Here is a 26,013-nt window from a genome sequence, read left to right as displayed (position 1 = left end):
GTTCGGTTATGCCCGCTCGCGGTAGTTGGCGGCTACCAGGGCGAGGCAGCTCGCGGCGATCGCGGCGGTGACTCCGAACATGGCGGGATAGCCGAAGCCGAGGCCGCTGTGCAGGGCAGACAGGACCGCGGGCACGCCGAAGCCGAGATAGCTCACCGAGTAGAAGACCGCGTTCAGGCCGGCCAGATCGCCGGGGCCCGCGATGCGTTCGACCTGTTGCAGGCCGGCGACCAAGCCGATGCCATAGCCGCTGCCGAGCACGACGGCGGTCAGCAGCGTCACCCAGATGCTCAGGCTGGCCGCCGTCCACGCGGCCAGCACCATTCCCGCGGTGAGCAGCACCAGCGCGACTACCGCGGCGCGTGCGGTGCCGGGGCGGTCGATGCGCCGGGCCACCGATTGGATGGTGAATCCGCAGCCGAGCGTCACCATGGTGACCAGGGCGGAGAAGGCGATCGGGGCCTGCTGCACGCGCGGCGACATCAGCGTCGGGAGCACAGCGTAGGCGGTGGCGTTGGCGGTGAACAGCCACAGCGCGATCGGTACCGCGACGCGCAGGAATCGCCGGTGCCCGGCGGCGGGGATCTTCAGATCGTCGCGCAGCCTGCCCGGATTCGCTGGGCGGGTCACGGTTTCCGGCGTTCGAGCCACCCAGAACGCGGTCGCGACGCAGAGCACCGCGTTGACGAGATAGGCCAACGAATCAGGCAGTGGCGCCCACTGCGCGAGGGTTCCCGCCACCCCGGCGCCGAGGGCGAATCCGGCGGTCAGACTCATCGCGGATCGGCGAGCCCCGTTGCCCGCGGCGGCCGCGGCGAACGGTGGTTGCGACAGTTCCTTGAGCCAGCTGCCACCGACCGCCATCGCCAATCCGAGCGCGACACCGCACAGCATCCGTCCGGCCGCCAGCATCGGCACCGAGGCCGCGCCGGCCGCGAGCAGCAGCGAACCGGCCGCGGCGATCAGCGGTGCGGGCAGCATCAGCGGGCGGCGCCCGAATCGATCCGAGAGCGGGCCGCCGATGAGCAGGGCGGGCACGATGCCGAGGACGTAGTAGAACAGCAGCAGATCGACCGCGGTCAGCGCGAGACCGTGGGCTTTGTACATCACCAGCAGCGGCGTGAACTCGTTGCCACCCCACGCGATCGCGACCATGGCCGCGGACACGCCGAGCCAGGCGCGGGTGGTGGAGACAGCACGGGGCCGCTCGGTGGTGAGAATCGCCATCACAGGCCCTTTCCGTTGTGCGCGCACCGGAAATCCGGCGCGGATGGGGCGGAGCGTTCGGTCCACGGACGGACCGTCGATCCCGCCACCCGCGCACAGGGGCGAATGGTGGCAACCGGTCTGATTTTAGGCGCGGCCGGTCGCTGTACTACCGTCGGGCTGTGCGCGAGCTGCGGGTGGGGTGTGCGATGTGGACCCATCCCCAGTGGCAGCAGCGGATGCCCGGGCCAGGGGAGCGGTTGCGTGCCTATGCCGGGCACTGCGGTGCGGTCGAGGGCAACACCACGTTCTACGCGACGCCGTCGGCGTCCACCGTCGAGTCGTGGGCCCGCCAGACCGCGCCCGATTTCCGGTTCGTGCTCAAACCGCCGAGGGCGGTGACGCATGAGCGCAGGCTCGTCGACGCCGGTGCCGAACTCGGCGCGTTTCTCGACGTGATGGCACCGCTCGGGCCGCGGGTACACGCGCTGTGGATCCAGCTGCCCGCATCGTTCGGGCCGACCGATCTTGGCGCGCTCGCCCGGTTCCAGCGTGAGCTGCCCAGTGGGCTGCGGTGCGCGGTGGAGGTGCGTCATCCGGCGTTCTTCGAAGACGAGCGGGCCGCGGTGCAGCTGGAACGGGTGCTCGGGCGGATCGGGGCCGAATGGGTGCCCTTCGATACGACTGTCCTGTTCGACGGGCCGCCGGGTGACCCCTCCGAATACGAGGCCAGGGCGAAGAAGCCGCGCGTCCCGCGCCGGATGCGGGCGCTGACCGAGTATCCGATCGTGCGCTACCACGGCCGCGCCGACGCCGGCCGCACCGTTGCGGGCTGGGCGCCGTGGGTCGAGACCGTCGCCGGCTGGTTGCGCGAAGGCCGCTCGCCCACGGTCTTCGTGCACACCCCCGACAACGCCGCGGCCCGTGGTTTGGCTCGCCGCTTCCACGACGAAGTCCGCGCGATCGTCCCTGATCTGCCCGCGCAGCCCATCCCTGTGCCCGATGAACCGATGACGCTGTTCTGACGCCTTGGCCGAAACCGGGTGATTCGGGCCGGACGCCGTGATGTGGGCAGGACGCGCGGGTGCGATGGGGCGGACAACATGAGGTGACCTGCACCGATTTCGCGAACACTTGTCGTACCCCCGTGCGATGCTGTGCGCCACCACTGGGGAGTGGGTGGACGACTCGAAGGGGACGAGCATGTCTACGGATGGAATGTTGTTGTCGCCCGCGCCGCATTGCGAGCCGCAGTTGGAAGGCGGGGCCGTGGTGCATCGGTCCGAGGCTGTGAATGTTGTTGGACCCCAGCCGGTTAGGGGACCGGTTCGGCGGAGAGCGGCAGGTGGAACACCGGCCGGTATCCGCAGGGCGGTGCGGGCGTCGTGCCCGCGGGTCGCGCCACCTGCCACCGGATCATCCACGAGCGCGCAGCGATTCACCGAGCAGGTGTTGCGGCTACTGCTCGAGGTTGTCGATCGGCGTAGGTCATCCACTCATCTGCGCGCGTTCACCGACGCGAAGGCGCTGGCCGCCATCAACACGATGCTCGCGCAGGACTCGGCTCCCCACCGAAACCTCGGGACCGCCACCTTGACTCGCGTCCACCTGACCCCCGCGGAGGGTGACGCCGCCGAAGTCTTCGCTTCCTACCAACGCGGTCCTCGCACGTTGGCCATCGCGGGTCGCATCGAATCGTCCAAGGACAGTTGGCGATTGGTCGCGGTCCGAATGTTCTGACGCCGGTGACAGGTGTGGCCGAGCCGCCGGCCGGGGCGAGCCGTACCTCGGTGTCGGCCGCTGCCGGGTGAACCTGTCCCGCATGATCCCCGCGCCCCATGAGCGGGGATCGTGTGCCGCGTCGAAACAGGGGGAGGATGGGTGATCACTCGCTAGTCGGAATGTGGCTCGTTCCGGCTCGGTTGTGCCCCACCGCTTTCCGGTGTGTCGCTGTCGAGTCCGTCGGGCAGTCGCCGAGCGCCGCTGGCCACTTCGGTGATGAGATCGTCGTAGCCGCAGGCCAATTCGTGCAGGCGTAGTTGCGCGGCGTGTAGTTCGGCTTCGGCGCCGCAGGCCAGCGCGTGGTAGGTGAGCGCGGCGAAATGGGCCATGCGGTCGACGACGGCGCCGATGCTCTCGGTGTGCATCGGTGCCGAGGTCGCCGGAGTGGGGGAGCGGATGACGACCCAGCGGTCGATCTCGCAGACCAGACGCGCACGCGCCCAGTCGATGTCGCTGGTATCGCCGGGTATCTGTTGTTCGCGGCGTTCGTGCAGAGTGGCGAGTTCGTGCGCGGCGGTGAGAACAGGATCACCCGCACCGGCGACCCCGCACACCGCCTGCATCATCTGTGCTCGGTCCGGCAGTACCGGTTCCGGTCCGGGTCGTCCCGTCGAACCGCTGCCGTCCGTGTCCACTGTTGCCGCACCGTCCTCGCCGTCGCCGAATATTGCCGCTTGTCGAAGGACATTCGTCTCGGCGGGGACGGCGGATAGGTCACGAAATGACCCCTCAACAGCGAAAACCGGCCGCGAACAACGGTTCGCGGCCGGTCGGGATCATCGACAGAGCTGGCGGATCACAGGCTCCGGGCGATGATTTCCTTCATGATCTCGTTGGTGCCCGCGTAGATGAGCTGGACGCGGTTGTCGACCCACATGCGCGCGATCGGGTACTCGTTCATGTAGCCGTAGCCGCCGAACAGCTGCAGACAGGTGTCGGCGATCTGCATCGCCTTGTCGGTGGTCCACCACTTCGCCATGGCGACGGTCGGGATGTCGAGCTCGCCGCGGATGTGCTTCTCGACGCAGTCGTCGATGAACACGCGCGCGATGCGCGCCTCGGTGGCGACCTCGGCCAGCTTGAACTTGGTGTTCTGGAAGCCGAACACCGGGCGACCGAACGCCTCGCGCTCCTTGGTGTAGCGCAGCGTGTGGTCGAGGGCGACCTCCATGCCCGCGACCGCGCCCATCGACACGATCAGGCGCTCCTGGGGCAGCTGCTGCATCAGCTGGATGAAGCCCTGGCCCTCCTGGGTGCCGAGCAGATTGGTGACCGGGACGCGCACGTCCTCGAAGAACAGCTCGGAGGTGTCCTGGCCCTTCTGGCCGATCTTGTCGAGCACCCGGCCGCGACGGAAACCGGCGCGGTCGGCCTCGACCAGCACCAGCGAGACGCCGGACGCGCCCTGGGTGGGGTCGGTCTTGGCGACCAGGATGATCAGGTCGGCCTGCAGGCCGTTGGTGATGAAGGTCTTGGAGCCGTTGATGACGTACTCGTCGCCGTCGCGGATCGCCTTGGCCTTGACCGCCTGCAGGTCCGAACCGGTGCCGGGCTCGGTCATCGCGATCGCGCCGACGACCTCGCCGCTGGCCATTTTCGGCAGCCAGTGCTTCTTCTGCTCTTCGGTGCCGTAGGCGAGGACGTAGTGCGCCACGATGCCGTTGTGCAGGCTGATGCCCCACGAGGTGTCGACCGCGCGCGCCTGCTCCTCCATGAGCACGGCTTCATGCGCGAAGGTGCCGCCACCGCCGCCGTACTCCTCGGGGATCGAGATGCACAGCAGGCCCACTTCGCCGGCCTTGTTCCACAGGTCGCGGTCGACGTGGTGCTGCTCGCGGTACTTCTCGACGTTGGGAACGATTTCCTTGGACATGAAGGCGCGGGCGAGGTCGCGAAGGGCGTCCAGGTCATCGTTCATCCAGCTGGACCGATTGGCGGCCATCGAGTCTCCTTGTTCGGCTCGGCACAGCACCGGCCCAGGCGTGACCGGTGGTTACAGACACCAGTGTGCCGCAGTATTGGCGTAGTGACAATAGTACCGCCGAAATGGCGTCTCACCAGCGCATCATGGGCAGCGGCGAGAGGGGATGGATGAGCGCGCGCCGCACCGTCAGCTCCACCAGCTTGAAGTGGAAGCCGCTGTCCGGGTATCGCCGCGTCAGCGCGCAGTAGGCCGCATACGGCAGGCCGTAGCGCCGCGCGCCGAACGTCACGTCGATCAGATCGGCGCGCCGGAACAGCTCCACCGGGTCGGTCGCGCTGCCCGCCGAGCGCACCCGGTGGTGGTCGCGGATCATCTCGGCGACGAGCTCGGCGATGTCCTCGCGGTTGTGCGCGATCAGCCAGTCGCCCGCCAGCGCGCACGACGGTTCGAGATAGTCGAACGTGCCCGCGGCCCAGATGCCGAGATCGTGGAAGGTCGCCGCGGTGCGGAACTCCTCGCGCGCACTCGGTGGCGGTCCCGGCTCGCCGCTACGGGCGAACAGCAGATCGGCCGTGCGCAGTACCCGGAGCACATGATGGAAATATGCCTTGCGGTCGGCGCCGAGCCGTGCGGTCCACGGTTCGAGCCGTTGCGCGATCACCTGGTCGAGTTCGCTTGTGTGCTCGGTCAATTCGTCACTCCGGAGTCGATCTCACGGGCGTGCGCGAACCCCCCGGCACCCCGGCCCAACCCTAGGTGCCCGTGGTTCGCGTCGCCCGGTGAAACGGAGTTTCCCTCGAACAGGTCGGCGGTCGGCCGTTGGCCCGGCGAGCAGTGGGCCGATCCGGTCGGTGGGGTTGTCCGCGAGCGGCGTTCGGCAACGGTCGGGCACCGAAGCGCTGGAAAGTCTGGCTCCGGCGGCGGCGGGGGATTATCTTCGCAGATCCAGTCACCCTCCGAAATTGTTGGGCGTGTCGCGCGCGGCGCGCCGTGTTCGGGGAGTCGTGCGGGAGCATCGGTTTCGCGCTCGAGGGTATATCGACTAAGAATGCGGTGTGCCGTTCACACGTGTGGTCACCTGCCTGCCTTCGCGCGCCCGGGGCGGTGGTCTGGCATGACGATCGAGTCCGGTCTCGAGGACGACGTCAGCCAGCTCGCCCAGCGAGTCGAACGTGCCCGTGGGCGCCTTGCCTACCAATTCGATCCGGCCCTCACCGACGCGCTCTCCGAAGACGAGTTGCGCGCCGAACGCGAACTCGCCGAACGCATCCGCGAACAGGATCGCGAGCAGCGCTGGAAGCACACCCAGGCGATGGCGTCCGCGTCGGACCGGAGCCGACAGACCACCGAAGCGATCGAGAAGGCCGACATGCGAGATCTGCTGCTCGCCAGAAGGGCGATGGCCTCCCAGCGGCGCGAATCGAGCCCGCACGCGAAGCTGGCTTCGCTGTACCGGCACCGGTCGTGGTCGCTCAAGGCACTGGCGGGCGTCGTCGGCGCCGGCATGCTGTGGTCGGCGGTGAACGTGCAGCAGAACATCGCGCCCGGCGGGCCGAGCGATCCGCTGTTCTGGTTCAGCTACCTGCTCGAGGCGATGATCAGCGTGTGTCTGATCATCATCATGGTCGGCACGAACAAGGTCGCCGAGTGGGGCGTGATCGACAACCGTCGGCAGGTCGCGCTCGCCGAGCTCGCGCTGCTCGGTCTCACCGTCACCCTCAACACCTATCCCTATGTGCGCGACGGGCGTTGGTATGACGTCGCCGTGCACGCGGTCGCGCCGGTGATGATCGGTGTCGCGCTGCTGATCCACGACGCGGTCAGTGCCCGCTACGGTCTTGCCATCACCCGCGCGACCAGCCAGGTCAGGGACATGCCCGACCCGGCCGACGGCCTGCTCGCCCGCCAGAGCACCGAGGGCATCCGCCTTACCTACACCCCGCCGATGACGGGGGCGGCTCGCGCCGAAGCGGTCGCCGCCGCCGAAACCGTCGCCACCACCCCGCTCACCCGCGAACCCGCCTGGACCCCCACCGAGCCGATCACCAACGGCAACGGCCGCCCGCCGGAGAAGCGCAAGCGGTTCGGCATCGGCAAACCGTCCGCCTCGGACAAGGCCACCGCCAAGAAATCCGCCCCCGCGCCCGTCCTGGCACCGGAGCCACCCAAGGAACCGGCCAAGCCCGAGCCGGCCACCGACTCGGTCCCCGCCGCCCGCAAGAGCGCCATCTCCGACATCGAGGCCCGCGTCGAAAAGGCGTTCGCCGAAGCCAATTTCGGCTATGAGGCGATCGAGCCGACCAGCATCTACGACACCGGCCAGTTCCGCATCGCGGAGAGCCTGGAACAGGAACTCAACGACATGCGTGAGGCCCGCCGCCAGGCCCGCAAGGAGCGCGCGAACTAGCAGACACTGCACAAAGGCCGATGCCCGCGATTGAGCGGGTATCGGCCTTTTTCGTGTCCGGAGTCAGCCGAAGATGCCGCCGCCGGTGCCTGCTTGCTGGCCGCCGCCGGTGCCGCCGATGAGGCCGCCCGGGGGAAGTTCGGAGGGCTGGACGATGACGAAACCGCGGCCGGAGAAGGCGAGGGTGCTCGCCTCGCCGGTGCTGCGGCCCATCAGGCGGCCGAGGCCGAACGAGTCATTGCGTTTGATGCCGGTTTGCAGGCTCGATGACCACGCTACGGCGGCGTTGGGGTCGGCGTAGGTGGCCTGGTCGACGGTCAGGACGACGGGGCTGCCGTGGGTGGTGATGGCGATGCGGCCGCGGCCGGTGAAGACGCAGTTGAACAGGCCCGCGTTGGACGCGTAGCCGGCTGCGCCCTGGACGCGGCCGATGTCGTAGCGCAGCGTGGAGTCGAAGGCGAGGACGTTGGCGCCGTTGATGGTGAGACCGTCGGTGCCATCGAGGTCGATGATGTGCACGTCGGCGGCACTGTTGGCCAGGAAGAGGTCGCCGCGGCCGGTCACCTTCATCAGCGGCACACCCTCGCCGGTGAGGTGCTGACGGATGGCGCGGCCGATGCCGCCGGAGCCCTGCGCTTCGAATTTCAGGTCACCCTGGTAGGCCACCATCGACCCGGCCCGCGCCATCACCTCCCCGTTCATGCCGACCTTCACCATCTTGCCGCCCTGTTTCTGGATACCGAGGCCGTTGACCTCGGCATGCGAGGGGTCGAACAGGTCGCTGTGCACGGGCTGGGCTCCTTGCTGAGAAGAGAACGCGGGTTGCGCTGGTGGCGGGGCGAACTGGCCCGCGGCACCGTGACCGGGATGGGTAGGCGGGGCAGTGGGCGGCTGCCCCAGCTGAACGGGGCTGCCCTGGTTGGGATAGGTCGACGGGGGAGCGGGCGCGCCCGCTGCTGGGTAGGCGGGCGGTTGACTCGGTGGCACCGGAACGCTCTGTGCGGCGGGAACTTCGGGTTCGTCGTCGAGGTTCACGCCGAAAGCCGAAGCGATCCCGGCCAATCCGTCGTCGTAGCCCTGCCCGATCGCCCGAACCTTCCAGGCCCCGCTGCGGCGATAGATCTCCACGCACACCACACCGCTCTCGGTGGTGAGCCCAGAAATCGGGAAAGTCAGTGCAGTGGAGCCAGATTCGATGGTGGTGGTCAGGGCGCCGACCGAGGCGAAGGTCGCGGGTCCACGACCGTCGAGACTCGCCGTGACCACCACCTTCTCCACCTCGGCGGGCAATGCCGAGGTCTGCACGGCCACCACGTCGGGCCCACCGTTGCCGTGCCGGTACACCACGCCTGGCCCGGTGGGCTGATTGAAGAAGACGAAGTCGGCGTCAGAACGAACTCTGCCCGCGCTGTTCACCAGGAGCGCTGACACATCGACCGATGCCGAACTCGCGACGGTGACAGTCAACTGGTCGCCGGGCGCAGGCCGGTTCTCGCCGGGAGCCAGCACGGTCACGACACAGCACCCGAAGGTCGGGCGATTCGAAGGTGTTCCACGATTTCGATAGTGCCGTGTATGCCGTCACCGCGCCAGCCTCGAACCGTCAGTGTGGCCGGTCGCCACCGCGGAGGCAGGTTCGCGCAAGTTCGTTACTGCTGCGAAGGGCCGCTCGCTCGCATTACGCTGCGGGTATGAGCTCTGCCGTGCATGGATTTACCGACGATGCCCTCGGGACGCTGGACGCGGTCGGTGTCGCCGCCGCGTTGCGCGCGGGGGAGGTGAGCCGGTCGGAGGTGATCGAGGCCGCGATCGCCAGGACTCGGCGGGTCGATCCGAGTCTGGACGCGGTGCAGATGACCTGTTTCGAGCGCGCCGCGTCGACGCCGGAAACCGCGGGTGTGTTCGCGGGAGTGCCCGCGTTCGTGAAGGACAACACCGACATCGCGGGCCTGCCCAGCTGTCACGGCTCGGCGGCGTTCACCCCGCACCCGGCCACGGTGACCAGCGGTCCCGGTGCGCAGTTCCTGCATTCGGGTGTGATCGTGCTCGGTAAGTCGACGCTGCCGGAATTCGGTCTCACCGCGAGTACCGAATTCACCGATCGCGCGCCGACCCGCAATCCGTGGAATCCGGAGTACTCGGCGGGCGCGTCCTCGGGCGGGTCGGCGGCGCTGGTGGCGGCCGGGGTGGTGCCGATCGCGCACGCCAACGACGGTGGCGGTTCGATCCGCATCCCCGCCGCGGCCAACGGTCTCGTCGGCCTGAAGACCACCCGCAACCGACTGCTCGACCAGCCGGGCGCCCGCAAACTGCCGGTGCATCTGGTTGCCGAGGGCGTGCTCACCCGCTCGGTCCGCGACACCGCGCACTACTTGGCCGCCGTCGAGCGATTCGGGGCGAATTCGAGCCTGACGCCGGTCGGGCTGGTCGAGGGGCCGAGTGCGCGACGGTTGCGGATCGGCCTGATCACCGCCGATGTGCTCGGCCGACCGGTGCACGCCGACAACGGCGCGATCCTGGCATCCGCGGTGACGGTGCTCGAAGGCCTCGGTCACGAGGTCGTCGAGATGCGCTTGGACGTGGATCCCCGCTTCGTCGAGGACTTCAAGCAGTACTGGGCGGTGATGGCCGCGGCGATGGCGCTGTCGTTCCGGCTGGGGCACCGCGGGTACTTCGATCCGCGCAAACTCGACCCGTTCACCACCGGGCTCATCGGGCTGGCCAAGCGCAATCCGCTCGGTGTGGCCGCGTCGACGTGGCGGTTGCGCGGGGGCGTGGCGGCCTACGACAGGCATTTCGCCGAGGTAGACGTGCTACTCACCCCGGTGCTTTCCCATCCGGCGCCGCGGATCGGCGAGCTCGCGCCCGGCCAGCCGTTCGACGCGCTGTTCACCAAACTCGCCGACTACGTGGGTTTCACCCCGCTCAACAATGTCGGTGGGGGGCCGGGCATTTCGCTGCCGCACGGTCTGCTGCCGAGCGGTCTGCCCGGGTCGATTCAGTTCGCCGCCCGCCGTGGTGACGAGCGGACCTTGCTCGACCTGGCCTACCAGCTGGAAGCGGCGAGCCCGTTCCCGCGGATCGTCGACCGGGCCACCGCCGCGGGCGCGGCCTGATCAGCCGGTGCGCACCGTGCTGATCAGCCGTGTGTCGCCGCGCTGATCAGTTGTTGCGCACCGCGACATTGATCGGGCGCAGCCGTCCCGGGCTGTCGGTGCCCGCGTCGAATGCCCAGTGCTCGCCATCCCAGCCGGGGTAATCGGCCCGCCAGCGATCGACCAGGCGCGTGTCCTCGAGCGAGGCGACGACGCCGGCCGAGCCGGTGTACTGCAGCCGCTCGTACTTGTGCCGGGTGATGGTGTCGACGGTGGATGAAGCGGTGGCTAGGACTGACATTGACCCTCCGGGATCACGGCGAACGATGACGTGACGAGTGGGCGACCCGGACCGTCGGCCCGGGTGCCGCGGTGGCGCGTCACCGCTCGATCCGAGAGTATGCCGCTCGCCGTGCCACCGCGCAGGTTTTGAAAATCCACTTCTTCGGATTAATGAATACCCACTATGAAATCGTCGGCTCGCACGGTTTGGTTACGGGTCACCAGCTAGGGCGGACTCGTCCCGGGGTGACAACGCGGCCCAATGCCGTGCTGAGCTGGGTGAGGCCGGCCGCGCCGAGGGTGTCCGACCAGCTCAGGGTGAATTCGGCCAGCGCGGCGTCGGCGGCCCGCGTGCACGCCCAGCCGCGGTCGGTGAGGGTGATCAGGCGAGCGCGCGCATCGCGCGGGTGTGGATTGCGGTCGGCGTAGCCCTTGGTGACCAGCTCGTCGACCAGCTGGCTGGCTGCCTGTTTGGTGACGCCGAGGTGCTCGGCGATCTCCCCGACCGTCGCGCCGTCGGGTGCCATGCGCACGAAGGCGAAGCCGTGCGTCGGCCGGATGTCGGTGAACCCCGCGGCGGCGACCCCGGCGTGCACCGCCTGGGTTACCTCGGCCGCTGCCGCGAGCAGCAGGAGGGGCAGGTCTGCGTTCGCGGGCACGACTGTCATTCTGGCACTTGACACAATAGTCAATCTACTTGACCATATAGACAAGTTGCTTGACCTTATGGAGGTTCGAATGCCGATAATCCGTTCCGCCGACGCGCAGGTGCACGAGGTGCACAACGCTCGGTTCACCTCGCTCGTCCGTCCCGGCACCGGCAGTGCCGAACTGTGCGTCTGGCAGACCGAGGTCGGTGCCGACTCGGTCGGCGTGCCGCATCGGATCCTGGGGGAGGAGGCCTTCGTTCTGCTGTCGGGCGAGGTGACTATGACGATCGATGGTGAATCCGCGCTGATGAAACCGGGTGACGCGGCGGTCGCGCCCGCGGGCTCGATGATCGCCCTCGCGAACTCGACCGACGAGCCGGCCGCGCTGTTGGTGACCGTGCGCGTCGGCTTCGCGGCAGAGCTTCCCGATGGATCGACCTTCACCCCGCCTTGGGCATCCTGAGCCGTCTCGGCGACTGTTTCAAGACCAGAACTTGAAAGTTCGGGTCGCCGAACAATATAATTCTGGAATGAAGGTTGGGTTCTACCGTTCTCCGGTGCGACGCCGGGTGCTTGCGGCATGTGTTCTGAGTGTCATGGCGTTCGCGCTGACTGCCTGCGGTGGGATCACCTCCGATGACGATGGGAAGAAGGTTGTCCTCACCACGTTCACCGTGCTCGCCGATATGGCGCGGAATGTGGCAGGCGAGCATCTGAGGGTCGAGTCGATCACCAAGGTGGGCGCCGAGATCCACGGGTACGAGCCGACCCCGGGCGACATCAAGAAGGCAGCCAAGGCCGACCTGATCCTCGACAACGGGCTCAACCTCGAAGCGTGGTTCAGTCAGTTCGTCGCCGATCTCGATGTGCCGCACGCGGTGGTCACCGAGGGCGTGGCGACCATGGACATCAGCGAGGACGCCTACCGCGGCAAGCCCAATCCGCACGCGTGGATGTCGCCGGTGAACGCGCAGATCTACGTCGACAACATGGTCCGCGCGTTCACCGATCTCGACCCTGAACACGCCGACGCCTACCGCGCCAACGGTGACGCCTACAAAACACAGCTCGGCGCCGTGCGCGACGATCTCGTCGCCGCGGTGAACACCCTGCCCGCCGACCAGCGCGCCTTGGTCACCTGCGAGGGCGCGTTCTCCTACCTCGCTCGCGACGCGGGCCTCACCGAGAAATACATCTGGCCGGTCAACGCCGAACAGCAGGCCACCCCGCAGCAGATCGGCTCGACCATCGACTTCGTCCGCCAGCGCGGTGTGCCCGCCGTGTTCTGCGAATCGACGGTGTCCGACGCGCCGATGCAACGCGTGGTCGAAGCTTCCGGCTCGCGGTTCGGCGGCGTTCTCTACGTCGACTCACTCTCGGAAGCCGACGGTCCGGTGCCGACCTATCTGCAGCTGATCCGCCACGACGCGAACACCATCGCGACCGCACTCGCCGGAGCACCGAAATGACCGCACCGGTTGTCGAAATCCAGGACGTGACAGTCCATTACGGTGATGTGCTCGCGCTCGACAATGTCGAGCTGACGTTGAAATCCGGCCGGGTGTGCGGGTTGATCGGCATGAACGGCTCGGGCAAGTCGACGCTGTTCAAGAGCGTGATGGGCCTGGTGACGCCCGACCGCGGCCGGGTGCTGATCAACGGTCGCGCCCCGGCCGCCGCGCGCAAGGCGGGCAGCCTCGGTTACGTGCCGCAATCGGAGGACGTGGACTGGACTTTTCCGCTGTCGGTGCGCGATGTGGTGATGACCGGGCGCTACGGGAAAATGGGGTTCACCCGCCGGGCGAGCAAGGCCGACCGCGCCGCCGTCGACGCGGCGCTGGCCCGCGTCGAGCTCACCGACCTCGCCGACCGGCAGATCGGCCAGCTCTCCGGTGGTCAGAAGAAGCGCACGTTCGTTGCCCGCGGCATCGCCCAAGAGGCCACGATCCTGCTGCTCGACGAACCGTTCGCCGGTGTCGACAAGCGTTCCGAGGCGACCATCACCGCGCTGTTGCGCGAGCTCGCCGCCGACGGGGCCACGATTCTGGTGTCCACCCACGATCTGCACGCGTTGCCCCAATTGGCCGACGAGGCAGTGCTTTTGAACCGCCGAGTGCTCGAACACGGCGACCCCGACGTGGTGTTGCGTCCGGAGAACCTGGCCAAGGCCTTCGGCCTGGATGTGGACGGAGACCGATGAGCCTCGAGGAATTCCTGATCGACCCGCTGCGCTACGAATTCATGGTGCGCGCGCTGGCTACCACCGTCACCGCGGCGGTGGTGTGCGCGGTGCTGTCGTGCTGGTTGGTGCTGATCGGCTGGTCGCTGATGGGTGACGCGGTCTCGCACGCGGTACTGCCCGGCGTGGTGCTGGCCTACATCGTCGGCTGGCCGTTCGCCGTCGGCGCGGTGATCTTCGGGTTCCTCGCTGTCGCGTTGATCGGGGTCGTTCGCGATACGAGCCGGGTGAAGGAAGACGCCGCGATCGGCATCGTGTTCACCACCTTGTTCGCGTTCGGCTTGGTGCTGGTGTCGGTGACGCCGAGCCAAACCGACTTGAACCACATCGTTTTCGGCAATCTGCTCGGCGTGAGCAGCGGCGAGATGGTTCAGATCATGATCCTGGCCGCCATTGTCCTGATCGCTCTGGTCCTCAAACGCCGCGACTTCACCCTCTACGCCTTCGACGCCACCCACGCCCACGCCATCGGCCTCAACCCCCGCGTGCTCGGCACCGCGCTGCTGGCCCTGCTGGCCCTGACCTCGGTAGTCGCGCTGCAGGCGGTCGGTGTGGTCCTGGTGGTGGCCATGCTGATCATCCCCGGCGCCACCGCCTACCTGCTCACCGATCGCTTCTCCCGCATGCTCGTCATCGCCCCCACCGTGTCGGTGGTGTGCGCGGTCACCGGCCTCTACATCAGCTACCACCTCGATACCGCTGCCGGCGGCATGGTCGTGGTAACCCAAGGCGTCGCCTTCACCTTCGTCTACCTCTTCGCCCCTCGCCACGGAGTGATCGGCCGCCGGATCACCGCATCGCGCGCCCGGAAATCGGTGACCACCATCGGGGTGGTCGACTAGCGGTCCCGGCCCGACGACGCGGATCAGGTCGGTGTCGGTGGGTGCTGTCAGGATGTAGAGCATGAAGGTCACCGGGGATGACGTCCGCGCCTACGTCCTGTCACTACCGCAGGCGACAGAGCAATTCGCCTGGGGCATGCCGATTTTCAAGGTCGCGGGCAAGCTGTTCCTCACCCTGCCGGAGGAGGAGACCTCGATGGCGGTGCGCTGCCCGATCGTCGAACGCGACGAGCTGGTGCTGGCCGAGCCCGCCAAGTTCTGGATCGCCGCACACGAGGCGGGCAACCCCTGGGTCCGGGTCCACTTGTCCGCCCTCGACGACCGCGAGGAACTGGAAGCCATCATCACCGACTCCTGGCGCCAGGCCGCCCCACGAGACTTGCTGGACAATTTCTAGCCGGGAGTAATACCACCCATGGGGTCTAGACCCCATGGGTGGTATCGTGTGAATGTGGGATGGACCATCTACCTCACCAAGCAGGTCCTGAGATGGGTCGATGGCTTGGACGACGTTATGTTCGACCACTACGAAGCGGCGCGTCAGGAATTGGAGGAACGGGGCCCGGCGCTCGGGCGGCCATGGGTCGACACCTTGCGAACGTCGCGGCACTCGAACATGAAGGAACTTCGTATACCAGGTTCGAATGCGAGAATCATCTTTGCGTTCGATCCCCACCGATCGGCGATATTTCTCATCGCCGGCGACAAGACCAATCAGTGGAACAAGTGGTACCGGGAGAATATCCCGATCGCCGACCGCATCTACGACGAGCACATAGGAGGTTTGGACTGATGGAGCTGCACAACAGCGACCAGACGCGGCATCCGCGCGGTGGCTACGATCAGTCTCGCGTCGCCGCGGTCCGCAAGAAGATGCGTTCGGTCGAGCGGGCTTACCGCCTGGCCGAACTGCGAGAAGCCCAGCAACTCAACCAAACTGAACTCGGCAACAAGATCGGCGTAGGTCAGCGAACCGTCTCGAAAATCGAGCACGGCGAAATCGAACGTTCCAAAATCGAGACGATCCGCAAGTACGTCGAAGCGCTCGGCGGCGAGATAGAAGTCGTAGCCCGTTTCGGCGACGAGGCATACACCATTGCATGACGACTGATCGGTCCTGACCGGTGCGCGAGACGCCTGGGCAGGGGAGCCCGGTAGGCTCTGACGTCCTATGGCACTCAGCGCAACACTGCACAACTTCGCCGTTCAGCTCGCCGATGTGGATCGGGGGGTGTACGAGGATCTCGAATTGCGGGTGGCTCGGCATCCGTCGGAGACGCTGGAATACATGGTCACGCGGATCCTCGCGTACTGCTTGCAGTACGAGGAGGGGATTGTGTTCAGTGAGGGCGGGATCTCGGCCACCGATGAGCCCGCGGTGCAGGTTCGGGATATGACCGGGCGGACCACCGCGTGGATCGAAGTGGGTGCGCCCGACGCGGATCGTATTCATCGTGGGAGCAAACTCGCTGGTCGTGCGGCGGTTTATACCCATCGTGACCCGGCGAAGGTACTCGCGCAGTACGCGGGCAAAAAGATTCACAATGCGGCGCAGATCCCGCTGTTCAGTTTCGATCGCGCGTTCATCGATGAGGCGGCGGGGTTGGTCGACCGTCGCAATACCGCCACCCTGTCGGTCACCGAGGGTGTGCTCTATCTGGACCTCAACGGGACCAGCTTGCGGACCGATGTCACCGAGCAACCCCTCGGCTGACGCCGGTACGGAGTAGCTTGGCGTGACCGGCGACGCTCGACCCGAGCGCTTCGACTGTGCCGGTCTCGTTGTCGAGTGGAGGTCGCGGTGCCTGGTGTGATGAGTCGGTTCGTGATTCCGGGATTCCTGCGGGTCACCCGGCGCAACCGGAACTACATCGATGCCGAGCTGGCCATGGCATACGTGCGCGACCGCGAACTGCGGCCTGTCGCCTATGGTCCGCCGCGCAAACTGCGTGGTGTCGAGATCTCGGTGGTGCACGACCGTGGCTGGCCGATCTACACGCTGACGCCGTCGGACGGGATCACCCGGGGCGGCCTCGTGTACGCGCACGGTGGCGGCTGGGTGAGCGAAATCGCTTCGCAACATTGGCAACTCGCGGCACGCATCGCCGCGCAGACCCACCTCGTCGTGACGGTCCCGATCTATCCGCTGATCCCGTTCGGCACCGCGGCCCAGGTGATTCCCCGCATCGCCGAACTGGTCACCTCAGCCAACGAGCGCTACGGCCCGACCTTTCTCGCCGGTGACTCCGCGGGCGGTCAGATCGCGCTGTCCACCGCGCTGCACCTGCGCGACGCGGGCCGTACCGTCCCCCGCACGATTCTGATCTCACCCGCCCTCGACCTCACCCTCGAAAACCCCGAGATCGACGCGGTGCTCCCACGGGACCCGTGGCTGGGCCGGGAGGGCGGCTTGGTGTTCGGCAGGATGTGGAGCGGCGAACTCTCGATGAAAGATCCCCTGGTCAGCCCACTGTTCGGCGACCTGGGTGGGCTGGGACCGATTACTGTGTTCACCGGCACCGACGACATCCTCAACCCCGACGCCCGCCTGCTGGCGGCGAAGGCGCGCACGGCGGGCGTCGACCTCGATTATCACGAAGAGCCCGGACTCGTGCACGTCTACCCGCTGACTCCCAGCGCCGAAGGCGCGACGGCCCGCCGCCGGATCATCACCACCCTGCGCGCCGAACTCGATGCGGCGCACAGTATTTCGTGAGGAAGCTCAACGTTCGGACAGGTGCACCTTGAACAGGATCGTCAGTTGAGTGACCGCCTGGTCGAACGGGTGTGACGACTTGAGCGCGCGGCTGTGCACGATCGTGCCCTCGATGGTGGTGAGCAGGAAACCGGCCAGTGACACCGCGGTCGAGCGTTCGATCCCGGTGGCGACGATCCCGTCGGCCAGCCGCGCCGTCCATTCGGCGAAGGCCTGGCCCGCGATGGACTGGACGGCGGGGTCGAGTTCGTCGAGGGCGGCCGCCATCATGAACGAGCCCGCGGCGTACTCGGATTTTTCCAGCGGGATTCGCCAGAAGGCGAGCAGGTCGGTGAGCCACTGCTGGGCCGACGGCGCGGTCTGGAGCGCATCGGCCATCGAGCTCACGTGCGAGTACACCAGACGTGCCACGATCCGTGCCGCTGTCTGTACCAATTCGCCTTTGCCGGAAGGGAAGTGCTGGTACAGCGAGTTGCGTGACGTTCTGCTGCGCTTGAGCAATTCACTCAACGCGGCCGCGTGGACACCGTGTTCCTGGACGGTACTGATCGTGTGCTCGATGAGTCGGGCGCGTGGTCCGGCGGCCATCCGATCTTCTCCTACCCCTTGATTGAACCGATCGGTTCATGTTAGACCTATTTCAGTGTGAACCGATCGGTTCATCTGGAGAGGATGCGATGCCCACCCCCATTGCCACCGCGGTTCCGGTCACCCACGCGGGAATTCTCGGCCTCGGCGTGTACCGCCCGCGCCGTGTCGTGCCCAATGCCGAGATCGTCGACGCGATCGAGTCGTCGGACGAGTGGATCAAGACCCGTTCGGGGATCGCCACCCGGCACTGGGCCGAGCCCGACGAGACGATCGTGTCGATGAGTGTCGCGGCCGCCCGTGACGCGCTCGCCGCGGCGTCGGTGAGTGCCGAGCAGGTCGACGCGGTCGTGCTGGCGACGTCGTCGCAGATGGTGCTCGGTCCGTCGGCGGGCGCGGTGGTGGCGACCGAACTCGGCATGCACGACACCGCCGCCTTCGACATCTCCGCGGGCTGCGCGGGCTTCTGCTACGCGTTGGCCGATGCGGCGAATCTGGTGCGCTCGGGTCAGGCGCGGCAGGTGCTGGTGATCGGGGTGGAGCGGTTGTCGGATCTGCTCGACACCACCGATCGCGGTTGCGCGTTCATCTTCGCCGACGGTGCCGGTGCGGTCGTCGTCGGCCCGGCCGAGCAGGAGGGGATCGGCCCGGTCGCGTGGGGTTCGGATGGCTCGCGCACCTCGGCGATCAAGCAGGACAAGGACTTTCTGGAGTATTTCGCCGAGGTCGCCGCGGCCGAGGCGGGCGGCGGCACTTCGCAACGTCCGTACATTCGGATGAACGGCACCGAGGTATTCCGCTGGGCCGTCACGTTTTTGGAGAAGGCTTGTCGTGACGCGCTCGACCGTGCGGGTCTCACGGCCGACGACCTCGACGCTTTCGTCCCGCACCAGGCCAATATCCGCATCACCGACGCGCTGGTCCGCACCCTCGGCCTGCCCGAGACTGTCGCTGTCGCGCGCGACATCATCGAAACCGGCAACACCAGTGCCGCTTCCATTCCGATGGCTATGGAACAACTCGTGCGCTCCGGTGCCGCCAACCCCGGCGACACCGCGCTGCTGCTCGGCTTCGGCGCCGGTCTGGCGTATGCGGGCCAGGTCGTTCATCTGCCCCCGATCGCCTAGTGCGCCAGCGCGCGCAGATATCGACGACGGTAGAAGCGTTGCGCGACAAGAAGTATCGGAAAGGTGAAGCGCCACAGTCCGGTCGGTGCGGGTCTGGTCAACGAGCGAAGGGTGAGTGAGACAGCGCCGGTCGAATCCCGGTGTACGACAAAGGCTTCCTCACCGCTGACCGGATGGCCGGGCAAAGTGCCATAGGCGAAGCCGCATCGATTCTCGGTGTCGACCACCGCGACTACCCGAACCGGCTCGTGGATGGAGACGGGCCCCCATCCCGCGCTGATCCGGTACTGCGCATCCGTCGACACCGCGACATCGGGAGCGACGCGAAAGCCGCTGCGGCGCTTGATGCCCCACCGCAGCACGGCCTCGGAAGCGGCGGCCCACGTCGGCTCGCCGTGGCCGATCACCAGGGTGGTGTCGAACCGGCGGAATCCGGGGTATTCGCCGGTCCAGATCTCGTCGGCGGGGCTGGTCGCGCCCGCGGGGGCGTAGGTGAGTCCCTCGTGCATGAGGGTGACGATAGGCGCCGTCAGGTCGTCATGCGTTGGACTTCTCGCGCAGCGACCGCTCGGTCACCGGTACCGCGTAGGCGGCGCCGTCGCGGATGCCGAATTCGAAGCGGCAGGGGAACAGTGAGGGTAGGCCGGTCGCGCGTAGGTCGAAGTTCGCGGCGAGGGTTTGCATGGCCCAGTTCTGCAGCGAGTCCGGGAGCTGCAGGGTGGTGCCGTCGACGCAGCACACATAGGCGTGGGTCTGTTCTCCGTTGACGGGCAGTGGGTTGCGCAGACCGACCGCGCCGATTTCCAGAATTCGTCCGGCGTTGTGAGAAGTAGCGACGCTCGGCAAATCCAACTCGATGTCGTCCATGCGAAAAACCGTAGCGCAGCAACTATTCAGGGAACACCGAAATCGCGTGGACTCGAGAACTTCGCTGATGTCGCAAATGTGCGAAACGGCGAGGTCGGCCTCGCGTCGCGGCGGAGCTCGGCGCAGTGCGCGCCGGGCCCTGCCGCCGCGGTGTCAGCCGATCGCGAAGCGCAGCAACGCCTGGCGATCGCCCTGCTTGATCTTGCCCTTGCGGTCGAGGACCTCCAGCTGCCACATCGGACCGTTGCGGAAGGTCCGCGCGATCGCATTGGCATTGTCCGCGCCGAGCATTGATGGCCAGATGTCGGCGACGGGCTGGGTATCGCCGCCGGTGGCGTCGTAGACCTTGAACGAGACGTTGTTCGCCTTCTCGAAGGAGCTGCCCTTCTTGAACGCGACGGCGACGAAGACGATGGAGTCGATGGCGGGGGGAACATTGCCGAAGGTGACGTGCACGGTCTCGTCGTCGCCAACGGCCGCACCGGTCTGCTCGTCGCCGGTGTGCAGCACCGATCCGTTGCCGAGCGGGTCGAGCGAATCCAGACCGGCGAACCGCACCGGTTCACTGCCTTGGAACAGCACGGCGATCAGATCCAGGTCGACACCGCGCTTGCGCCGGGCCATTCCGAGAATTCCACCGCTGGAACCCGCCGACGGATCCCAGCTCACCCCCACGCTCATCTTGGTGATACCGGCGAGATCGGCCGCGCCGTCTTCCTTCTTGAGAGTAATCACGATTTTCAGGCTACGGACTTCGTTCGCCACGTGCACGGCGACAGAATCTCAGCGGTCGTCAGCCGGAGTGTGTGGCGAGGTAGACGAGCGCGGTCACCGCCAGCGCCACAGCGCCGAGGATCCCGCCCGCGATCGTGTCGGCGCGGTTGGTGGCCACGCCGCTCTCGATCCGATCCCAGCCGATGAACGCGGCGGCCACGGCCCCGATACCGGCTGGGGCGGCGACGAACTCGCTGACGACGGGAATGAACGAGACCGCGCAGGCGATGATGCCGAGCACCAACGCCGCGAGGCCGGCACCGTTGCGTGGCGGCGGCAAGGTCTCGGGACCGGGCATGCCATGAGCGTAGTCGCACCGCGGGGCAGGCGGCGGTTGTGCCACCTCGGAAGTCCTCGGTCACAGCTTTGTCATGGTTGGTCATCGAGGGCCCGGGTACCCCATTGAAATGGCAGCCCTGCAGGGATTCATTCAGGGTCCCGGTTCCGGGGCTGTGGAGTTCGAGAAGGGATAAGGTTTGTCGATTTCAGCTGACGAATCGAAAAGTCGAAACCCGAACAAAGGTTATGTAGCCCTGCTGGGCTGGAGTCTGAACGCGGTCGAGGCGGTTGATCGGTTCGATCGCCGCTATATCGTCGTCGCGCCCGAATGGGCGCAAAATTATTGCGAAGAGCACAACATTCCTTATATTCCCTGGGATTTCGAGCGGCTCAACGATCGCTCGATGGAGATCGCGGAGACCCTGAAGAAAAAGGGCGTCGATGTCGCCATTCCGATCTTCGAGGAGACGGTGGAATGGGCAGGCGCGATCAACTCGGTGTTGCTCGACAATCCGCGCCTGCTCGGGCAGTCCATGCTCCTGCGCGACAAGTCGTTGATGAAGCGGCGCGCGCAGCTCGGCGGTATCCGGGTCGGCATTTTCGAAGAGGCGCACGAACGCGACGACGTGATCCGATTCCTGAAGCGCGTCAATCAGACCCTGCTGAAGCTCGACGGTGATCCCAACGATCCGATTCATCTCAAGGCGTTCGACAAGGCGGGCTGCCTCGGTCACCGGATCATCCGGACCCCCGACGAGGCCGACACGATCCCCGACGACGAGTTCCCGATGCTGATGGAATCGCACCTGGACGGCTGGGAGTTCGCGGTCGAGGCCTGGGTCCACAACGGCCGCATCTGCTTTCTGAACATCTCGGAGTACGTGACGCTCGGATACTCGGTGTTCGTGCCAGCGACGCCGGAACTGGAGAAATACCGGCCCGAGATCACCCGGCAGGTCGAAAAGCTGATCAAGACCTTCGACATCGAATTCGGTTTCATTCATCCCGAGTACTTCGTCACCAGCGACGGTGAGATGTACTTCGGCGAAGTCGCCTACCGGCCGCCGGGTTTCAAAGTGTTCGAGCTGTTGGAACGCACGTACGGTTTCAACGCCTACCATGCACTGGTGCTGGCTTTCGACCCGAAATCCACCGCCGCGGAGATCGACGCCTTCTTCCCGAAGGAAGTGGTGGATGCCACCGGCCACGCGGGGTGCTTCGGCGTGTATCCGCGCCGGCGCGTGGTCAGCCGGCTGAACGTGCCGCCCGAGACCGAGGATCACGATTACTTCGACTCGCACGAGCTCACCGCGCCCCAGGCCGAAAAGGTCACCAAACGGACCGCATTCGGTAATCACTGGGGTCTGCTCTATTTCTTCGGCGAAGACCCGTACACTCTGCGGGATCTGTTGAAGCGACAAGAAGAACTCGATTTCTATATTTGATCCGTTGCCTGGGGCAGCGGTGTGTGAAGGGATCGGCGATTGAGTCCGGACGGCCACGACCCGGCGAGCTTGGACCGGCGCCTCGCCACGGTGGACCACGCCACACAGTCCCTCGCGGACACAGGCGATTTCGGCAAGTTGGTCAAACTGCCCAGGGTCATGGATTCCCTGCGGCGGGTACTGTTGCTGCCCGGCGGTTGTGCCGCGGTGCGGGAACGCGCCGAGAAGCTGGAGGCCGCGGGGCTGTTCCTCGGTACGGATTGGGCGCAACCGCAGATCCTCATCCCGGCGCTGAGCACCGGCTCGTTGCGCAGCGCCAATGCCGACACCATGGTGCTGGAGGCGGTGAGTGATCTGCGCCTGCTCGCGGTCGCCAAGGGCGATTATCAGCACGCGCTGATCTCGGCCGAACAGGCTGGGGATCATCTGTCGCAGGTACTCGCGGTGAATCTGTCGCTGCTGTTCTCCCCGCCCACCGAGGCCGAGCGGGAGCAGCAGGGGCGGATGGCGCAGGTCTCGCGTGAACTGCTGCACTACCTCGTCGCCGAGGTCGGGTACGAGAAGGTGCTCGAGAACCTGGTCGACGAGATCTGGCGCATCCTGCGGCAGCGGCCCATTCAGGTCGACGGGGTCAAGCGGATGATCACCCAGATCGCAGTCGCGCGGGCGAATCCCGAGGTGGATCTCGGTGCCAGCGGTCTCGGTGCCGACCGGCTGATCAGCAGCCTCTACGGAACCACCGAGGGGTGCAGGGAAGACCCCGGGGTCGAGATCTACCGCACGCGGCTGGAATCGATGGACGACAGTGCGTTGCAGTACGAGGCAACGGGATTCGCGCGGTCCATGCACGACACCGGGTTGGTGTCGCCGTATCACGCTGTGCTGCTTCGCTTTCTGCTCACCAAGGGTGAGTACTTGCTCGGTGAGGCGATGGGCTTGTCCAGCACCGGCCGCGACAGTCTGCTCTGCTATCACGAACTCGTGCACAGCCTCATCGAGCAGGCTGTCCACGTCGAAACGGCGCAGTGCGTGTACGGACTCACCTTGCTGCTCGAACGCGGCATCCTCTATCAGCCGCCGGTCGCGCCCGCGCTGTGGCGCCAACTGGCACTACGGCTTTCACCGCACTCGCGCCGCAGGCTGACCCGGGTGTTCGGGCCGACGCCGGATCCGCGGGCGTGGTTGCTGTCGGGGATGCTGTCGGTTCTCGGCCTGCCGCTGGGGATCGGGCAGGGCGACAACCCCACCTGCCAATCGGCGCGGGCACTGTCGATGTGGGCTTACAACGATCCCGACTATCTGCTGCAGACACTGGTGTGGGCCGCGCGCGACGACGAGATCGTGATGCACTTCGAGGGGCAACCGATCTCCTCGCGCGAGACCGCCGACGCGGAATCGACTGCGCTGCAACTCGATCTGGACCCGGTGTCACTGCTGGTGGTTCCGCACCTCGACCGGATCTACGCCGAGATGGGACGGCGTTGCGTCGGCCGCGACGGCGATCCGCACCGCTGGATCAACCCGGAGTTCCACGGCTGGTGGTCCGGCCGCGGGTTCCGGATCAATGTCGACGTGGCCACCGGGCACCTCACCGACCTCGACGAGTTCCTGCGCCACTTCTACGCCGGCTACCACCCGTTCTACAACGGCAACCAGCCGGTGATCCATCCGCAGCCCGCCGGTATCGCCGTCACCGACAGTGCGGCCCGCTTCGTCGGTTGGCATGCGATCACCGTGCTCCGGGTCAGTCTCGACCCGCAGGACGTGATGCGGGTGTATTTCTACAACCCGAACAACGACAGCGGCCAGGACTGGGGCGACGGGGTCGTCGTCGGAACAGCCGGGCACGGTGAGCGTTTCGGTGAGGCGTCGCTGCCCTTCGAGCAATTCGCCTCGCGCCTCTACATTTTCCATTTCGACCCACTCGAGCCGGGCGAGCTGGCCGCCGTCGAGCGCGCGGAACTCGACCGGGTGATCGGCTACCTGCACCGCAGTTGGGGTGCCGACCGGTTGCCTGTGGAATCGGGTGCAGCCGAAGGGGATTGATCACAGCAAACGTTCAGAGTTCAGCGCTAGGGTGTGGGCGTCGGTGCGCTTCGTGCCGCGATGATCAAGGGGAGTTTCGATATGGGTGTCAGCTTGTCCAAGGGCGGCAATGTCTCACTGACCAAGGCAGCGCCGAACCTCACCGCCGTCGCGGTCGGTCTCGGCTGGGATCTGCGGACCACCACCGGCACGGACTTCGACCTCGATGCCAGCGCCATCGGCCTCGGCGCCGACAAGAAGGTGGTGTCGAGCGGGCACTTCGTCTTCTTCAACAACCTGAAGTCGCCCGAGGGCGCGATCGAGCACGCGGGCGACAACACCACCGGTGCCGGCGACGGTGACGACGAGACGATCAATGTCGACCTGGCCAACACCCCGGCCACGATCGACTCCATCGTGTTCCCGGTCTCGATCTACGACGCGGCGAACCGCAGCCAGTCCTTCGGCCAGGTGCGCAATGCCTACATCCGCGTGCTCGACCGCAGCAACGGTGAGGAACTGGCTCGCTACGACCTCTCCGAGGACGCGTCCACCGAAACCGCCATGGTCTTCGGCGAGCTGTACCGCAACGGCGCCGAGTGGAAGTTCCGCGCCACCGGCCAGGGCTACGCCTCGGGCCTGGAGGGCATCGCCCGCGATTTCGGCGTCAACCTCTGATTCACCGAACAGTGCCGGTCAGCTGCGGACGTGCTCGAATACCCGGGCGATCACGCAGCTGACCAGCACGCACGCTCCACCACGCCGGACTGTCGTTCCATTCGTCCAAGACCGGGCGCAATGCCGGTCCTAGCGTTGGATCATGACAACATCAAGGCGCTCTCCAGACCGATCAGTCGATGACCACCTCCTCGCCGTGCTCGACGAGTGGCAGGTGGCGATTGTCGCCGATGACGCGGACCGGATCGGTTCATACATGGCCGACGAATGGATCATGGTCTCCGAGAACGGCATAACCACGGCCGAGCAGTTCCTGGCATTCGTCCGGTCGGGCGACCTCACCCACTCGGCGATGATGCGCGTCGGTGAACCCAGAATCCGCTACCACGGCGAGCTCGCGCTGCTGACGACCCGGATCACCAACACCGCCCACTACCAGGGTGTTCGGTTCGATGCCGATGAATGGACCACCGACGCCTTCCTCCGCACCGACGGCCGATGGCGCTGCCTGCTGACCCAGATCACGACCACGAAGAAGTAGCGCGCGTGATCGGGCGGTTGGGCCGGATTCACCCGATTCGGATGATGTGTGAGGCCGGATTCTTCGCCACGATGGCGTCATAGGTGCAATCGTGACACCGGCCGGTGCTCACGCATCACGGAAGCGAGGGTCGAATCATGTCGGTGTGGGACGTTCTCTGGGTCATCATTGTGAGCTTCTGCTTTGCCGCCTACCTGATGTTGATGTTCTACCTCCTCACCGATCTTTTCCGTGATCGGAGCACCTCGGGCTGGGTGAAAGCGGTGTGGGTGGTGTGTTTGTTCCTGTTCCCGCTGCTCACCGGACTGGTGTATCTGATCGTCCGCGGCGGTGGAATGGCGGAACGGACCGCCGAGGCGCACAAGCAGGCACGCACGGAGACCGACGATTACATCCGACAGGCCGCTGGTACCAATTCCGCCGCCCAGATCGCCGACGGGAAGAAGCTGCTCGACGCCGGAGCCATCACCGAGGCGGAATTCCAGCAGCTCAAGGCCAAGGCTCTCGCCTGACATCGGCGAACATCAACGCAATCCAGCGCGCACA

31 protein-coding genes are annotated in these 26,013 nt (G+C 66.5%); 19 read left to right on the top strand and 12 right to left on the bottom strand.

Features of this window, described 5'->3' with window-relative positions:
- Nucleotides 1-6: 6 nt before the first annotated feature.
- On the bottom strand, nt 7-1,227 hold the full coding sequence (locus tag ACFXKN_RS23085; protein ID WP_378963381.1) for an MFS transporter: 1,221 nt from the start codon (nt 1,225-1,227) through the stop codon (nt 7-9).
- A 161-nt stretch (nt 1,228-1,388) separates the two neighbouring features.
- Between ACFXKN_RS23085 and ACFXKN_RS23080 the strand changes: the two genes are divergently transcribed.
- Both ACFXKN_RS23080 and ACFXKN_RS23075 read left to right on the top strand, forming a co-directional pair.
- Nucleotides 1,389-2,231 carry a DUF72 domain-containing protein gene (locus ACFXKN_RS23080; RefSeq protein WP_378963382.1) on the top strand — a complete coding sequence of 281 codons (843 nt, stop codon included), beginning with the start codon at nt 1,389-1,391 and terminating at the stop codon, nt 2,229-2,231.
- A 349-nt stretch (nt 2,232-2,580) separates the two neighbouring features.
- Nucleotides 2,581-2,946: an Rv3235 family protein gene (locus tag ACFXKN_RS23075; RefSeq protein ID WP_378963383.1), complete on the top strand. Its 366-nt coding sequence runs from the start codon at nt 2,581-2,583 to the stop codon at nt 2,944-2,946.
- A 152-nt stretch (nt 2,947-3,098) separates the two neighbouring features.
- Here the strand turns inward: ACFXKN_RS23075 and ACFXKN_RS23070 are convergent, their stop codons facing one another.
- The 3 genes from ACFXKN_RS23070 to ACFXKN_RS23060 all read right to left on the bottom strand — a co-directional run bounded on the left by ACFXKN_RS23070 (nt 3,099) and on the right by ACFXKN_RS23060 (nt 5,603).
- Nucleotides 3,099-3,623, bottom strand: a complete 525-nt coding sequence (locus ACFXKN_RS23070) for a DUF4254 domain-containing protein (RefSeq protein WP_379433780.1) — start codon at nt 3,621-3,623, stop codon at nt 3,099-3,101.
- Between the two features lie 161 nt (nt 3,624-3,784).
- Complete coding sequence (locus tag ACFXKN_RS23065; protein ID WP_378963385.1) at nt 3,785-4,930, bottom strand: acyl-CoA dehydrogenase family protein; 1,146 nt, start codon at nt 4,928-4,930, stop codon at nt 3,785-3,787.
- Nucleotides 4,931-5,042: 112 nt separating this feature from the next.
- Nucleotides 5,043-5,603 (bottom strand): HD domain-containing protein, encoded by a 561-nt coding sequence (locus ACFXKN_RS23060; protein ID WP_378963386.1) that lies wholly within the window; start codon nt 5,601-5,603, stop codon nt 5,043-5,045.
- Between the two features lie 423 nt (nt 5,604-6,026).
- Here ACFXKN_RS23060 and ACFXKN_RS23055 point away from each other — a divergent pair, with 423 nt between their 5' ends.
- Nucleotides 6,027-7,319 carry a hypothetical protein gene (locus tag ACFXKN_RS23055; RefSeq protein WP_378963387.1) on the top strand — a complete coding sequence of 431 codons (1,293 nt, stop codon included), beginning with the start codon at nt 6,027-6,029 and terminating at the stop codon, nt 7,317-7,319.
- Between the two features lie 63 nt (nt 7,320-7,382).
- Here the strand turns inward: ACFXKN_RS23055 and ACFXKN_RS23050 are convergent, their stop codons facing one another.
- Complete coding sequence (locus ACFXKN_RS23050; protein ID WP_378963388.1) at nt 7,383-8,834, bottom strand: AIM24 family protein; 1,452 nt, start codon at nt 8,832-8,834, stop codon at nt 7,383-7,385.
- A 176-nt stretch (nt 8,835-9,010) separates the two neighbouring features.
- Between ACFXKN_RS23050 and ACFXKN_RS23045 the strand changes: the two genes are divergently transcribed.
- Nucleotides 9,011-10,435 carry an amidase gene (locus ACFXKN_RS23045; RefSeq protein WP_378963389.1) on the top strand — a complete coding sequence of 475 codons (1,425 nt, stop codon included), beginning with the start codon at nt 9,011-9,013 and terminating at the stop codon, nt 10,433-10,435.
- A 46-nt stretch (nt 10,436-10,481) separates the two neighbouring features.
- Here ACFXKN_RS23045 and ACFXKN_RS23040 read toward each other — a convergent pair whose 3' ends face one another.
- Together ACFXKN_RS23040 and ACFXKN_RS23035 are read right to left on the bottom strand one after the other, a co-directional pair.
- The gene (locus ACFXKN_RS23040; protein WP_378963390.1) at nt 10,482-10,715 is read right to left on the bottom strand and encodes a hypothetical protein; all 234 of its coding nucleotides are present in this window, start codon (nt 10,713-10,715) and stop codon (nt 10,482-10,484) included.
- A gap of 199 nt (nt 10,716-10,914) precedes the next feature.
- Nucleotides 10,915-11,355: a MarR family winged helix-turn-helix transcriptional regulator gene (locus ACFXKN_RS23035; protein WP_378963391.1), complete on the bottom strand. Its 441-nt coding sequence runs from the start codon at nt 11,353-11,355 to the stop codon at nt 10,915-10,917.
- Nucleotides 11,356-11,434: 79 nt separating this feature from the next.
- On the opposite strand from ACFXKN_RS23035, the gene ACFXKN_RS23030 reads away from it, so the two are divergent.
- From ACFXKN_RS23030 to ACFXKN_RS22990, 9 genes are all read left to right on the top strand, one after another.
- On the top strand, nt 11,435-11,809 hold the full coding sequence (locus tag ACFXKN_RS23030; RefSeq protein ID WP_378963392.1) for a cupin domain-containing protein: 375 nt from the start codon (nt 11,435-11,437) through the stop codon (nt 11,807-11,809).
- Between the two features lie 67 nt (nt 11,810-11,876).
- The gene (locus ACFXKN_RS23025; protein WP_378963393.1) at nt 11,877-12,815 is read left to right on the top strand and encodes a metal ABC transporter substrate-binding protein; all 939 of its coding nucleotides are present in this window, start codon (nt 11,877-11,879) and stop codon (nt 12,813-12,815) included.
- Nucleotides 12,812-13,546, top strand: a complete 735-nt coding sequence (locus ACFXKN_RS23020) for a metal ABC transporter ATP-binding protein (RefSeq protein ID WP_378963394.1) — start codon at nt 12,812-12,814, stop codon at nt 13,544-13,546. Before ACFXKN_RS23025 ends, ACFXKN_RS23020 begins: the two co-directional genes overlap by 4 nt.
- Complete coding sequence (locus ACFXKN_RS23015) at nt 13,543-14,427, top strand: metal ABC transporter permease (protein ID WP_378963395.1); 885 nt, start codon at nt 13,543-13,545, stop codon at nt 14,425-14,427. The genes ACFXKN_RS23020 and ACFXKN_RS23015 overlap by 4 nt, the downstream gene beginning before the upstream one ends.
- A gap of 61 nt (nt 14,428-14,488) precedes the next feature.
- Complete coding sequence (locus ACFXKN_RS23010) at nt 14,489-14,824, top strand: MmcQ/YjbR family DNA-binding protein (RefSeq protein ID WP_378963396.1); 336 nt, start codon at nt 14,489-14,491, stop codon at nt 14,822-14,824.
- 54 nt (nt 14,825-14,878) lie between these two features.
- On the top strand, nt 14,879-15,220 hold the full coding sequence (locus ACFXKN_RS23005; RefSeq protein ID WP_378963397.1) for a type II toxin-antitoxin system RelE/ParE family toxin: 342 nt from the start codon (nt 14,879-14,881) through the stop codon (nt 15,218-15,220).
- Nucleotides 15,220-15,531, top strand: a complete 312-nt coding sequence (locus tag ACFXKN_RS23000; protein ID WP_266297982.1) for a helix-turn-helix transcriptional regulator — start codon at nt 15,220-15,222, stop codon at nt 15,529-15,531. The genes ACFXKN_RS23005 and ACFXKN_RS23000 overlap by 1 nt, the downstream gene beginning before the upstream one ends.
- Before the next feature lie 67 nt (nt 15,532-15,598).
- On the top strand, nt 15,599-16,141 hold the full coding sequence (locus ACFXKN_RS22995; RefSeq protein ID WP_378929695.1) for a YaeQ family protein: 543 nt from the start codon (nt 15,599-15,601) through the stop codon (nt 16,139-16,141).
- A gap of 99 nt (nt 16,142-16,240) precedes the next feature.
- Nucleotides 16,241-17,143, top strand: a complete 903-nt coding sequence (locus tag ACFXKN_RS22990) for an alpha/beta hydrolase fold domain-containing protein (protein ID WP_378963398.1) — start codon at nt 16,241-16,243, stop codon at nt 17,141-17,143.
- 6 nt (nt 17,144-17,149) lie between these two features.
- On the opposite strand, the gene ACFXKN_RS22985 is transcribed toward ACFXKN_RS22990, so the two are convergent.
- Entirely contained in the window at nt 17,150-17,731 is a 582-nt protein-coding gene (locus tag ACFXKN_RS22985; RefSeq protein WP_378963399.1) for a TetR/AcrR family transcriptional regulator, read from the bottom strand.
- A gap of 89 nt (nt 17,732-17,820) precedes the next feature.
- On the opposite strand from ACFXKN_RS22985, the gene ACFXKN_RS22980 reads away from it, so the two are divergent.
- Nucleotides 17,821-18,858 (top strand): beta-ketoacyl-ACP synthase III, encoded by a 1,038-nt coding sequence (locus ACFXKN_RS22980; protein WP_378963400.1) that lies wholly within the window; start codon nt 17,821-17,823, stop codon nt 18,856-18,858.
- Here the strand turns inward: ACFXKN_RS22980 and ACFXKN_RS22975 are convergent.
- From ACFXKN_RS22975 to ACFXKN_RS22960, 4 genes are all read right to left on the bottom strand, one after another.
- Nucleotides 18,855-19,367, bottom strand: a complete 513-nt coding sequence (locus ACFXKN_RS22975) for a DUF1990 family protein (protein WP_378963401.1) — start codon at nt 19,365-19,367, stop codon at nt 18,855-18,857. The genes ACFXKN_RS22980 and ACFXKN_RS22975 overlap by 4 nt on opposite strands.
- A 28-nt stretch (nt 19,368-19,395) precedes the next feature.
- Nucleotides 19,396-19,725 (bottom strand): hypothetical protein, encoded by a 330-nt coding sequence (locus tag ACFXKN_RS22970; protein ID WP_378963402.1) that lies wholly within the window; start codon nt 19,723-19,725, stop codon nt 19,396-19,398.
- A gap of 153 nt (nt 19,726-19,878) precedes the next feature.
- A complete protein-coding gene (locus ACFXKN_RS22965) occupies nt 19,879-20,460 on the bottom strand; it encodes a TerD family protein (RefSeq protein ID WP_378963403.1) in 582 nt (193 codons plus the stop codon).
- Nucleotides 20,461-20,518: 58 nt separating this feature from the next.
- On the bottom strand, nt 20,519-20,797 hold the full coding sequence (locus tag ACFXKN_RS22960; RefSeq protein ID WP_378963404.1) for a hypothetical protein: 279 nt from the start codon (nt 20,795-20,797) through the stop codon (nt 20,519-20,521).
- Between the two features lie 385 nt (nt 20,798-21,182).
- On the opposite strand from ACFXKN_RS22960, the gene ACFXKN_RS22955 reads away from it, so the two are divergent.
- From ACFXKN_RS22955 to ACFXKN_RS22935, 5 genes are all read left to right on the top strand, one after another.
- Nucleotides 21,183-22,223 (top strand): acetyl-CoA carboxylase biotin carboxylase subunit family protein, encoded by a 1,041-nt coding sequence (locus tag ACFXKN_RS22955; RefSeq protein ID WP_378963552.1) that lies wholly within the window; start codon nt 21,183-21,185, stop codon nt 22,221-22,223.
- A gap of 39 nt (nt 22,224-22,262) precedes the next feature.
- Nucleotides 22,263-24,269, top strand: coding sequence for a hypothetical protein (locus tag ACFXKN_RS22950; RefSeq protein ID WP_378963405.1), 2,007 nt, complete (start codon nt 22,263-22,265; stop codon nt 24,267-24,269).
- Between the two features lie 81 nt (nt 24,270-24,350).
- On the top strand, nt 24,351-24,926 hold the full coding sequence (locus ACFXKN_RS22945; RefSeq protein WP_378920691.1) for a TerD family protein: 576 nt from the start codon (nt 24,351-24,353) through the stop codon (nt 24,924-24,926).
- A gap of 142 nt (nt 24,927-25,068) precedes the next feature.
- Complete coding sequence (locus ACFXKN_RS22940) at nt 25,069-25,467, top strand: nuclear transport factor 2 family protein (protein WP_379433779.1); 399 nt, start codon at nt 25,069-25,071, stop codon at nt 25,465-25,467.
- A 137-nt stretch (nt 25,468-25,604) separates the two neighbouring features.
- A complete protein-coding gene (locus ACFXKN_RS22935) occupies nt 25,605-25,979 on the top strand; it encodes an SHOCT domain-containing protein (protein WP_378963407.1) in 375 nt (124 codons plus the stop codon).
- The last annotated feature ends 34 nt before the right edge of the window (nt 25,980-26,013 follow it).

The sequence above is a fragment of the Nocardia sp. NPDC059195 genome (genome assembly GCF_042754695.1).
GTDB lineage: Bacteria > Actinomycetota > Actinomycetes > Mycobacteriales > Mycobacteriaceae > Nocardia.
The sequence above is the reverse complement of the archived record's forward strand: the minus strand, read 5'-3'. Positions and strand labels throughout refer to the sequence as shown.